9 protein-coding genes and 3 pseudogenes are annotated in these 12,020 nt (G+C 35.1%); 1 reads left to right on the top strand and 11 read right to left on the bottom strand.

Annotated elements, in window-relative coordinates:
* Positions 1-9: 9 nt before the first annotated feature.
* The 10 genes and pseudogenes from M014_RS0119425 to M014_RS27240 form a co-directional block, all read right to left on the bottom strand.
* A complete protein-coding gene (locus M014_RS0119425) occupies positions 10-3,501 on the bottom strand; it encodes a DUF4132 domain-containing protein (RefSeq protein WP_026593180.1) in 3,492 nt (1,163 codons plus the stop codon).
* Between the two features lie 729 nt (positions 3,502-4,230).
* Positions 4,231-4,659, bottom strand: coding sequence for a hypothetical protein (locus tag M014_RS0119420; protein ID WP_026593179.1), 429 nt, complete (start codon positions 4,657-4,659; stop codon positions 4,231-4,233).
* Between the two features lie 2 nt (positions 4,660-4,661).
* Entirely contained in the window at positions 4,662-5,351 is a 690-nt protein-coding gene (locus M014_RS27265) for a hypothetical protein (protein WP_051588606.1), read from the bottom strand.
* Between the two features lie 95 nt (positions 5,352-5,446).
* Positions 5,447-5,943, bottom strand: a pseudogene (locus M014_RS27260) (SMI1/KNR4 family protein).
* A 19-nt stretch (positions 5,944-5,962) separates the two neighbouring features.
* A complete protein-coding gene (locus M014_RS27255; RefSeq protein ID WP_269321448.1) occupies positions 5,963-6,430 on the bottom strand; it encodes an SMI1/KNR4 family protein in 468 nt (155 codons plus the stop codon).
* Positions 6,431-6,727: 297 nt separating this feature from the next.
* Positions 6,728-7,172: pseudogene (locus M014_RS30490) on the bottom strand (helix-turn-helix domain-containing protein); the annotation flags it as partial.
* Positions 7,173-7,680: 508 nt separating this feature from the next.
* The gene (locus M014_RS0119395; RefSeq protein WP_026593178.1) at positions 7,681-8,148 is read right to left on the bottom strand and encodes a DUF6985 domain-containing protein; all 468 of its coding nucleotides are present in this window, start codon (positions 8,146-8,148) and stop codon (positions 7,681-7,683) included.
* A 639-nt stretch (positions 8,149-8,787) separates the two neighbouring features.
* Positions 8,788-9,234 (bottom strand): hypothetical protein, encoded by a 447-nt coding sequence (locus M014_RS0119390; protein WP_026593177.1) that lies wholly within the window; start codon positions 9,232-9,234, stop codon positions 8,788-8,790.
* A gap of 24 nt (positions 9,235-9,258) precedes the next feature.
* Positions 9,259-9,759 carry a DUF3994 domain-containing protein gene (locus M014_RS27245; RefSeq protein WP_051588604.1) on the bottom strand — a complete coding sequence of 167 codons (501 nt, stop codon included), beginning with the start codon at positions 9,757-9,759 and terminating at the stop codon, positions 9,259-9,261.
* An 85-nt stretch (positions 9,760-9,844) separates the two neighbouring features.
* Positions 9,845-10,477, bottom strand: a pseudogene (locus M014_RS27240) (helix-turn-helix domain-containing protein); the annotation flags it as partial.
* Between the two features lie 22 nt (positions 10,478-10,499).
* Here M014_RS27240 and M014_RS0119375 point away from each other — a divergent pair.
* A complete protein-coding gene (locus M014_RS0119375; RefSeq protein ID WP_231503973.1) occupies positions 10,500-11,483 on the top strand; it encodes a hypothetical protein in 984 nt (327 codons plus the stop codon).
* 30 nt (positions 11,484-11,513) lie between these two features.
* On the opposite strand, the gene M014_RS0119370 is transcribed toward M014_RS0119375, so the two are convergent.
* The coding region (locus M014_RS0119370) for an IS3 family transposase (protein ID WP_026593175.1) at positions 11,514-12,020 on the bottom strand (507 nt) is incomplete at its 5' end.

Below are 12,020 nucleotides of genomic sequence, written 5' to 3'. Positions count from 1 at the left end.
TTTCCTTTCTTATCGCTTACTGCGCCAGTTTTCATCACGGCCGAGATTCGATTCTGTCGTCCGTTTTATATCATATAAAATTTCGCTGAAAAATCGTTCAGGTACTTGTTTTGGCACGATGCGTCTTGTAGCATCAACTTCGTCATAAGAGTATGAACCGCGGTTCACTGTGCCTGCTTTATAAAATTGAATTTCAAATAAACATACATCGTCCTCTTCTTCATATCCAACTGGGGCGCCTTCAAATGCAAGCTCCGCTCCTAATCCTGTGCGCGTTTCTTCCTTATAGAAAGTATGGTACACACCAGCATCTTCAACCGGTCCGCGATTCCAGCCGTACTTCGTCAACTTACCAAACAGCGAACGACCATTGATTTGAATGCCAGCAAACCGTTCCACAGTTACTTCCTCATCTTCCTTCGCACGAAATACTTCGCGGGAAATTTGCGGGAATGGCTGGACAACTTCATAATCTTCTAGTTGTTCCTTCCATAATTCCCGTTCCTCTTCGGACAATTCTAGCGGATGGATCAGACCGATAACAGTGTCTGGCGTAAGTTCATGCTCTTCTTCTTCAATCGTATTGAACGTGCCGTCCTCCATATAACGGAACATCGCAAACAATTTCCCTTCTTTATACTCGCCCCAAATAAGCGAGATAGCAAATTGCTGCATAATTGGATTTTCCACAAACAGAGACTTCCACGTATGTTGCGACCAATAGCGATTAAGAGAAAGTGCCATTTCAAGACGCAGCGTTTGCATACTAATGATGCTTCGAAGCTGTTTCTTTATAGACGATAACTCCGCCTTAGCCTCTTCTGCCTTTTCCGTATGATCTTTTGCATTTGGTTTCGGAAGCGACTTTATTCGTTTTCCTTCTTCTGTTTTTAATTCAATTTTCAAGTTTGGCGTTAAATAGGCAGTAAACGTCCTGCTTCCGTAATCAATTGTCTTTTCACCGCGTTTATTAAAACCAAGGTCCGGAACAAGCTGATCTTCTAGCTCTTCTTCTGTTATACCGCGTGTTTTAGCAGCGAGACTCAACGCTTCTTTCGCAGCATTACGCACCTGTTTATGTTTATATTTGAATGCCATAGTATTAATCGTCATAAGTGCAAGATGTGACGAAGACAACGCCAACGCCTGAACAGCTGCAGCAGCGATAGCTCCGCGCATGCCAACAGCCCACTCATCAATCTGCTTTTTGAGCAGCAGCGCCATTTCATCATCACTATGAATGCCGTACATCGAAAGAATACCGCGCTTCTTCGCCTCCGCCCCTTGAGAAATCCACAGCTGATAGATCGCTTGTATATTTTCTTTCAAATCTTGTTCATTCAAAGCCGCACCTATCACTTCCGCCGCTTCCTTTTTCTCAATTACGGACTCCGATACATACTGCTGAAAATAAGCAAGCGGAAGCGTTGCATCTGCAATTGCATCGGAATCTCGAAGACGAATTTGTGGTTCAAATCCGAGCCACTGCACGAGTGCGTTTCTTTTTTGCGGCGTTAAAACACGCATACAAAGGGCTTCCACACTTCCTGGTGCTCCGTCTAATTCTGCACCGTTAAGTAAATGAGCAAATTCCTCCATCAAGGAAGCATTTTTCTTTTCTTGTAAAGCTTGCTCCACAAGTTGTGTATATTTCTCAGATTTATAGAATAAAAGTATGCGCATTGCCTGTTCTCGTATAGTTTTCTTTTTATTACTTAGTTCCTTTGCTACATCCTCTGCTGCTGCTTCATCCTTTGTAAGAAGCTCGACTGCAGCGGTACGTATTTTTTTAGAGGAATCTCCAAGACTTTGAATAAGAAGGGGACGTGTTTTAACAACATCATCTTTTGCCAGCTCATCCAAAATAAAAATTCGTTCCTCTATACTATATTCAGCAAATTTTTCTGTCACATATGCCCGTTCTTTTACAAAAAAACGAATAAGTGCTTCCTTCGCTTCTTTCCCCTTCTCACCGTGCCCCAAAGCTTGTACCACTGAATAGGAAACGAGCCTCTCCTTAGGTAAGCCATAGGAAAGAATATCCTCAAACATTTGTTCTGGCGAATGTCCCGTCAGAGAATACCGCCGTAAAAGTTCATATAAACTACGGCTATAGCTATTTGCAAACTGAAGACTAAGCACTGCTTCCCTCTTCGTAGCTTCCTCTGTATCCCAAAGGGCCGCAATTTCTAAAACAGGCATTCTCCAACGCTTATGTTTATATTTCGGCTCTTGGAACACTTGCATCATATCTTCAAGTGACACTTTACCAACTAAATAGTCGCGATATAGATTGCGTATCTCAGATACTTTCGACTGTAAGGCAACCGTCAAAAACTCTTCGCGCACTTTATTCTTATTTAATTCGTATCCTTTTTCCTCCAAAAGTGCTGACACGAAAATATAATGACTTTTACTCAAATATTGCAATATGCGCTGGATAAATTCTGGTTGCTCTTCCAACATGCGAAACAGTAATTGATATTCATAGCTTTTCTCAAAATCAGCATATTCTAGATTATGCTGAGCAAGATGGTAGGCAAGGATTCTTTCCTCTGACACACCAAATTGTTCGCATAAGCTTCGAAGCGTTTCATACGATGGTTTACTTAGAACCGTTCTTCTCATATAGTACCAGGACTGTTTGAGAACACCGCATGCATGATCCGTCGCATAAAAGACAAAATTATTAACAGAATATTTCGCCAACAAGTCAATATACCGTCTTGCAACATCAGAATACTGCTGCACACTAAATAAAAGCCACCAAGTTAAATCCGGTAACGATGAACCGATAGCAACCTTGCTGACGGTTTCACCTTGAACATATCTTTTAACTGCTTCTATCTGCTGTTGCTCTACGTCTACCTGTTCTTGTGCTATATCTATCTGCTTTTGTACTTCTTCCATCTGCTCTCGCGTTCTGCCAAAGTGCAATATAAATTTCGCATGTTCTTGTAATTCTTCCTCCAATAAAGGCTGGTAGGCATGAAATCTCTCATAGTCTGTATCAAACATAAGTAGGAGTAAAAGCAATTTTGACTGCCCTGTTAGTACTTGTAATCGTTCTTCTATGTACGCTGGATTCTCCTTAATTAACTCTCTAAGGAATACATCTGCATCGTTAACGGAGCCTGAAAGCTTTGTTAACTGCTTACAAGCAGCAGCTACAAGAAGATCAAGTGAAAGACTGCTTTTTTCTAAATACACCTTCATTTTTGGAAAGCTTACTTCTGAAAAACGAACAATAAGAACATTCAATAATTGATCCTCAAGCAAATGATAAAATAACCTAAAAAAGACTGGATCTTGCTTATACGTTTTCTCAAAATCATTCATGAACTGCCGAGCAAAATCATTTCGCTTCTTGTCGCGAATGGTCGCTCGTTCTATATCTTTTAAAACTTCCTCGTCTCTCGTCTGCAAGTAACGCATTGCCAAATCCTCTTGTGCCCCTGTCATATTAAGGTGCTGAAACAACTGATATGTACTGACTGCCATCTTCTCTGCCTCCCTAGTTCTTTTATAAGCTCATCACTGCAACTTATAGTTAATTACATAATATAAAAATGATAACGCTTATTTTTTCATATATCTGAAATCTCTAATTCCAAAACACTTAATTGCGATAAAGTGAAACTTTAATCAGTGGGGGATTTTCTTCATCCCCACTGATTATCAGCCCTCACCAATCGGGCTTTTACGGGCAGTTTATCTCCCGCCTAACTTCTTAAGAAAAGCGGAAGCGGCTCGCTTAGAATCGCAGGACGTTGGAGCCCCCGACAGAGAGGCGCTTTTTGCCTCGTCCGAGGGGGCGAAACGACCGGAGATTCTAGCCGCTAGAGCTGGACAATGCTTTCGCTGAATTTTGAGGCGGGAGTATTACTGCCCGTTAATGCGGGATAAACCGTTTTGTACAATATACGGAATATATTTACATTACTAGTATAGCATATTAACATTTATGCGAACATACGTTTCTAAAAATATATGATATATATAAATCCAACTTGACTTTCCAACACACAAGTCGCCGCCATGCTGAATAAAAAATAACCTACTACTTCTTTTCTCTCTTTGTTTGAACTTTGCACGTGGCAGAAAAAGGAATTGTCCGTTTCACGCATGGCCAGACGCTTTCGACCATTTAAAAAAATGCTTTTCTGTCAGTTTTTCATAGAGTGGCTAAGTAGTTACAATCATTCTATTTGACATTAACTTATTCCCTAGCTAACAGTTAAAATATTCTTTTAAAAACACATAAAATGTTGACCAAGTTTCCTTTAACTCTCCACTTAAAAGCAGCTCATCTCCGCCTTCAAAATGAACCGAATAAACTCGATCAGTTACACTATCAAGTATCAGTACAGCATTTGCTGACATTTCACTTAAAACTAGATACTTTTTAGGAAATCCATGCTCATTTCGAGCAATCATTGTATTTGATTGAATATTGTTCTCCTCATCTACAATATCTAACAACTCGTAGGGAACGTGCTCTTCCCAAAAAGGGCCAGCATATCGATCATAAAATCCACTGAATACATCAGATACTTCTACACCTAAGCTAATTAAGGCCTCTTTCACTTTTTTCTTATCTTTACGTTTATAAATATCTTCTTCAAGAACTTGGTTTAATTTATTAGGCAAAACATTCACTTTCATTCCCTCCTAAAGCTTCTCCCTCTTTGATTTTCTAACAATTTACAAAGACCTTTTTTTAGTGTTCCCAACCAAACTTCCCCAACATTAACCTTATAAAGAACGTCATCTCCATCACTGAGCTTAATCTTCTGAATTTTATAGGCCTTATTTATTATTTCATTTACCTCGTCTTTTGTTCTAAATCCTGTTACTATATCTTCTTTTAGTTCCTCATCCCAATACATTTCGGTATCAATGTGAGCTTCCCAATCAAACAAAGTTAATTTATCCTTTAATGATTCATATTTATGAAATGGAAATTTCTTCGTGGTAAGGTTTTTGTCAAAGGTATCATTGTAAGTATTTATACACTCCTTGTAAGAAACGACAATTTGAGAACTTATAAAATCTGGTTCATATAACCAAATTTTCAGGTAAAAGTTTTCATCTTCCATTGTCATTTTTTCATACCAGTTTAGATATACATCTATCATTTCATTTAATAATAAACGGTTATACCAATTAGGAGGATTTCTACGGACTAAAGAATAAAAGGGATGAATCCACAACTTTGCATAATCTCTTTGATGCTCACGAATGTAATTCATATCTATGTCGATTACATTTTGCTTCCATCTTTCTATCTTTCTCTTATGTCGTTTCCACCCTCGTATTTTCTTCTTTTTAGAGTGATAAAACTCTTCCATTCACACACATCCCTTAACAATTGTAGAAACACTTACATATTTATTTTTGACAAATGAAAACGATCATAAGTATCTGTCATCTTTTATTTTAACTATCATGAATCATACATTTTTTTTAAAAACTCAGTGAAAGTACTTGCCACATAAAATACATTTCCTCTTGCTACTTCCTCTGCTTCTCCTACTGTAATCCCTTCACCTTCCATCAGTTCTTCTTTTTCCCATACATCACACCTTCATGCTCCCAAAAGATAACAATGAGATTTTCGTTATGATTTTTATAATCAAAACATATTAAATTCCCCGCTGGATCAATGCCAAAAGGAATTACACCATTAGGTAAAGTAGCACGATAGTTATCATAATCTGTTACGATGTAATCACTACTTCCCTCATCAAACGAAAGTAATGAACCAAAGACTCTTTCTATTCCTTCAACATCAAAACAATACGCTACTACATTAGCCCCATGATTCACCTTTACACACTCGATATAATCTTTCGGAAGTTTAATCCCCATTGCTTGACCTATTTTCCCAACAATTTCTTCAGTAATCGGATCATCCGCATACTTCCATTCTAAATTCCCCATCTAATACCGCCTAAATAATTTATACTATGAACTCACACTCATCTCCTGGAAAATCATCTGGGAAAGCGAAACATTCTACTTCCTTTGTTAGAATTTTATATAGAAACTCAGCTAAACCCATATAATATTCATAATAGCTTGCTGACCCTGATTCATATACAACTATATGCCATTCATCACCTATATTAGATGTTAACCAGTAAATTTCGTCCCCATTATCTGTTATTGCACATGGCAATAATCCACCCCCAGTTGGAAAAACATCATGCGCAAAATCTTCTGGAAACGCATTCTTTGATACAATATATGCTTCTCTAATTTCTTTACCTTTTTCAATTAGATTTAAATTCATATTTTGGGTAAATGGATTTAGAACCAATAAAAATTCATCTATACTTCCAACTCCAGATGTATTTATAATTTTTTTATAATCTGTTGGTAGCTTGATTCCTAATATGAATTCAATCTCATCCCATTTTTCTTTAATGTATGTATCTAATAAATCATTATTGGGTTTAATTATTGGGTTTAATTATATTTTTTAATTTACTTATATACATTCTATCTCCCTCACTTTCTACTTCATCCAGTTACACCTGCTGCGCTATCTTTCATCTTATAATGCTCGCAATGATGGTATTGAGTCGTTTCATACCATTTTAAAGTTGATTTCTTCAGTGGTGGTACAAACACGTTTGATACGGATATCGCGTGTCAAAAAAGGCAACAAAAAACCGAAATGACACTAATTTATCAAATCAGTTTTTATTCTATATGAAAGAATTTCTATCAGCCTATGCAGATGAATCTCTATTTCTCCTAATTGTTTGTTATATAAATTGCCGTTATCTGCAAATGACATCGCAAAGCGGTGTTTCCCATTCGATTTGAATCCAAATTGAGGGAAAGTGAGACTATTATAGTCTTTATACGTTTTCAATTTGGGATAGTTTGTATCCCCACTCAAAAAGCCATCATATGCCTTTTTGAGTCGTAAAAATACTTCTTGTAAGGGCTGTGATGGCACTTCTTTCAGAAAAGGATATCTCTTCTTATCGATTACTTGTTGCTTTTGCATGTCAGAATGTGTATACAATTGCTTATTTTCTCTGTTTATCTAAAAGAGCAGAGTTATAGGTTTGACGACAATATTGTAGCCAACGTTCTAACATTTCTTTCTGTGCTTTCGTTGGGAAAATTTTATATTTTTGGCTCAGCAACATTGTCATCACCTTCCTCTTTTTTCATTGTAGTGGTTCAAATCCCTAAAACAAAAACGAATATACGTTCGTGTTGATACTAGTATACATGAAGTTACAAAAAAAGGAAACGAAAACTTCGTGCTGTGCACGACCAACATTCATCCCCTCCCTACCACTGGATTATGTCCTGCACGCGCTTGAGGAAGGGGACTTCTGTTGGAGTACTGTTAAACTTTATTTCAAATCCCCATCAGTTTCAGCCGTCAAATTTTCCTTTTCCTCCTTTGTTTTTTGCCATAAAAAAAGGCTCGTTCCTCCTCATCATTCAAGTTGGAATAAACCTTGTAAATTTATTAAAACATGTTTGTCAGTTACCTTTAAAAACATCTCTTAGATTCTTGCTCAATTTATATAGGTACCTTCTTTTTCTTCAGGTTTATATTTGAAAAGAATATCTAAGCTATATGTAGATTGTTCCCCAGTGTTCATAATTCATTAGTCTTTCTCTATTAGTCCCTATTAACAAATTCCATATTCAAATTGCAACATCTTGGTAACCCACTTCCGTCACTTTTTCATTTAATAGACGAAGCCCTAGTCCATTTTCTGTGTCCCATGTACAATTAAATGTAATTCCGATATCTCGACCTTCAAAAATATCCGCATATGAAACAACAATTCCATCTAAACTTATCATTTCTAGTATTTGATCAGTTATTTCAACTAATGGATAATTCTCATTTACTTCAATATCATAACCTAGTTCATGTCGTGTTTGTTTGTAATAGTCTAATATTGGTTGCAAAAAACTTTTTTGTAAGTGTTCCCAATTTTGCATCAGTGAGGTATATGCTGTATATTGCTCTTCATCAAATTTACCATCCTCATCACCATCGACCATCAATGCTATTTCGACTTCATTTCCAAAAAAATTAATTGTAGTATCCTTAGACCACCCATAATTATATTCAAGCTCTCCAAAAACCACATCATTTATTATCATTTTAAAATCTCCTTTTTTATTGGCAAATCCTTCACTAACAAATACAGAATTTAATAGATATCCATAAAATCAGGTAATAAAATTTTATCATTCGAATATCTTAGTAATATTTTATTCGTAATCGAAAAAGATGGTAAAACTAAAGGTGTAATCTGGAACAATAAAGACGAATTAGAATGCTTCCACTATTCCATTGCTGACAGTGGTGTTAGGAGTCGTATTTGCATTGGACAATGGGAAGTTGAACTAAGAGAAAATAAAGATTGGGTTTACATTAAAGATAAAGGTTGGATTTATTTCGACGAGTCTTATATTAGATGGATTCGATAAAAAAGTGCCGGCTCTTAATTTGATGTGCACCCCAATTGTTAGACACACTTAACAATTGGAGGTGCACTTTTTTACTATGTATTAAACTTTAGTATTCATAAGTAACTCTTTTAATTCTTCTGTAGATAATTTGCTTTCTAACGCTTTACTTAAGTCAAGTATAGAAGTTTTATAATCTACTGCTACTTGTAAACTATCAGTCTTCTTTTTTTCTGCATTGTCTTTAGAACAACCTACCCCCTGCTACTAACATGATTGGTACTGCTACTGCTAATAATTTGTGTTTCATTGTTATATACCCCTTTCTACTTAATTTGCTTCACCCATTTCCTTTAATTTCTTATGTGCTTCAACTATACGTTTAGATGAGTTAGACATAGTCTGTAACCCTTGATTGAGAAGAACTCGGTCTTGTTTATCTAAACCGTCTTGAGTTTGACTTACAGACTCTTTTATTAAATCCATAGATTCATTTAGAAGAGATTGTACGTCTTTATACTTTTCACCTGGTTCTAACTTCTTAACTTTCTCTGCTGTTTCTAAAAGAGGTTTCGACTTCTCTTTAAACTCTTTTGCTTTTTCTTCTACTGGTTTCTGACTTGTTAAGATGTCATTAATAACTTTTGACTCTTCTGAAATGTCTTTCATCTGATAAGCCATTTGCATTTTGTAGTCTTTCTTCTCTGCTTTGTCTGTTGCACAACCACCTAATAACATGATTGGTAGTGCTAACGTTATTAGTTTCTTTGCTCTCATCAACATATACCCCTTTGATATTGATTATTTAGATTTTCTTTCTACGTTTAATGGACTACCTGTTTCATCTATTATCTTTAACTGTCCTGCTCTAAAGAAGTCAACTTTATATTTTATTTCTGGTCTATAATCAGTTATTGGTCTGTCATCACCAGCCGTCTCTTCAATGGTAAAGATGATTTGCTTATTGTCATAATCGTACTTCCATTTACCCTTCATGTTGTTTTCTTCTTTTGAAGTTTTACCACTATTATCATAAGCACCATATGTACCATCACTTTTAAAGTCTAAACCCACAAAGAACTTGTCACCAACGTAACTACCCCACTCACCTAATAACTCCTTACCGTCTCTAGATATTTGTACTCTAGAATCGTCATCGTAGTCACCTTTAGTAGTAGAAGTTTTTTCTATCTTTAAATCAGATACATTCATCGAATTCGGTTTCATTTCTTGTTTTTCTGTACTACAACCTACTAATAATAGAATCGGTATTGCTAATGATACGAGTTTCGTTCCTTTCATTATGCATTCCCCTTTTAGAAAGTATTGTAATTAATTAACATATTGTACCATAATATAAATCAGATAAATAATATGAATTTCCCCCTTACTTTTTGAATTCCAAATGTTTAGCATTTTGTTTTTTTATGCTCCCAATAAAATCCCGATCAAAGTAATACTTGTCCATTAAGTTATTTACAATCCCGTTGAAATAAGCGAATTTACCATTCTTCATTTTTGTTCCAGATTTAATTTTCATAACAAACTCTTTGATAGCTTTTAAGCCAATAGTAAGCTCCTGATCTTTAGTAAATGCTTTATTACCTGTAGAGAAGTTTGTAACTTTATTGCACTGTCTTACGACCTTCCACAGTTCTTGAATTGTTTTTGATTCAGAATAAAAAGAGCTAACTAAAGAAACAAAACGTTCTGGTACCCAGTGAGCAACAAAATCAGCTTGTTTAATATTCTCTTCAGTGGTATTGCTATTCTCATTACTATTACGTTTGTTTATATCTTTTATATTTTGTTTTAAGGAAACAGGTGTTGTTTTAATGGTCGGACACTTTGTAGGACTTTTAGCAGATTTCCTGTCGGACACTTCTTCCACAATAGGTTGAACAATAATTGCATTAGCAGTTTGAAGCATATCTTTTTTTCGTTTCATAGCTATCTGCTTGATCATGTCCAGGTCCACAAGTTTCTTCATTAAATGTTGCACAGTTTTATATGATGGTTCATATAAAAATACAATTGAACATTTGGGTATTAATTATAACGATATATCACAAGTTAAAAAACTCACTCCCCTAGACATACAAAACGAGTTAAGAAATCTATATGAAAAGGGTGAAGATATATCATCTCAAAACATGCAACAAAAATATAGAAATTTGCATGCAAGTTGCCAGCGCGTTTTTGGTTCTTATAAAATTGCTATCGAGTCAATAAATTTAAACTATGATGATATTAGAAAAACAAAAACATGGTCAAAAGAAAAAATTTTAAATGAAATTAAATCACTACACGATAAAGGTGAAGATTTAACCTCCAAATACGTTTCCGAAAAATACAATGAATTAGATCACGCATGTAAATGGTATTTTAATTCTTATGAAGAAGGGGTTAAACAGGCTGGAATTGACTACTACAATATTACAAAAAGAAAAGTATGGTCTAAAGAAAAAGTGAAAAATAAATTATTAGACCTTCATAATGAAGGAATCAGTTTAACGCCTATGTATTTAATTAACAATCATAGTGAAGTATATAAATCTTGTGTGAATTATTTTGGTTCATACTATAACGCTTTAAATGAATTTGGTATAGATTATACATCAATCATTATGGACAATCCACTTGAAAGAAGCAAAGGTCTGATACTAGAAAAGATTATAGAAAAAGTTTTTGATTGTTTATCAGTTACCTATATAACACAAGAAAGAACATATATAAGTGATGATTTTTGGATTATACCAGACTTTAAAATAACCAATATGGACAATAACTTACACAACTTATTTAAGTCATCACCTAATCAAGAATTATGGATAGATTCAAAATTATCCTATTGGACATGGTTTACATCAAACACACATAACAAATACAAAGACCATTGCGAAAAGTTAGTCTTTATCTATTTAAGAGGACATGAAAAACCAGAATACATTAACGATAAAATGACAAACATATGTATATTTGAACTCTTACCATATATAAAAGATGAAGAAAAACGCTGGATTTGAGTCAATATTTTGGACACAAAAAAGTTAAATCTAAGCTACTTTTTTAGCTAGATCTTCTATTGCTTGAGGAGTTTTATAACCAATGCTACTATGAATCCTCTTGCGGTTATACCATCCCTCGATGTATTGAAATAATGCTAAGCTTGCTTGTTTAAATGTGACATATTTTGTACGATATACTTCTTCTTTCTTTAAAGTGGCATGAAACGATTCTATGCAAGCATTATCATATGGACACCCTTTTTTGCTAAAAGAGGGGGTGATTTTATAGTTCGCGAGTATCGTTTGGAATTCTTGACTTGTATATTGTGTTCCTAAGTCAGTATGTAGAATGAGACCTTCTGGTGGTTTCTGTGCATAGTAAGCGTTTTCTAACGCTTTTACCACAAGATTCGTTGTCATATTTCGTGAAAATGAATATCCAACAATTTTTTTAGAATACAAATCCATGACAGATGCAAGGTAACACCAACCATCTTTTTGCGTGTGAATATAGGTAATATCCGTTACCCATTTTTCATTGATTGTCGTTGTAGA

The organism is Bacillus sp. UNC437CL72CviS29, from assembly GCF_000482345.1.
Taxonomy (GTDB): Bacteria; Bacillota; Bacilli; order Bacillales; family Bacillaceae_G; genus Bacillus_A; species Bacillus_A arachidis.
This window is presented reverse-complemented; position numbering and strand designations above follow the sequence as displayed.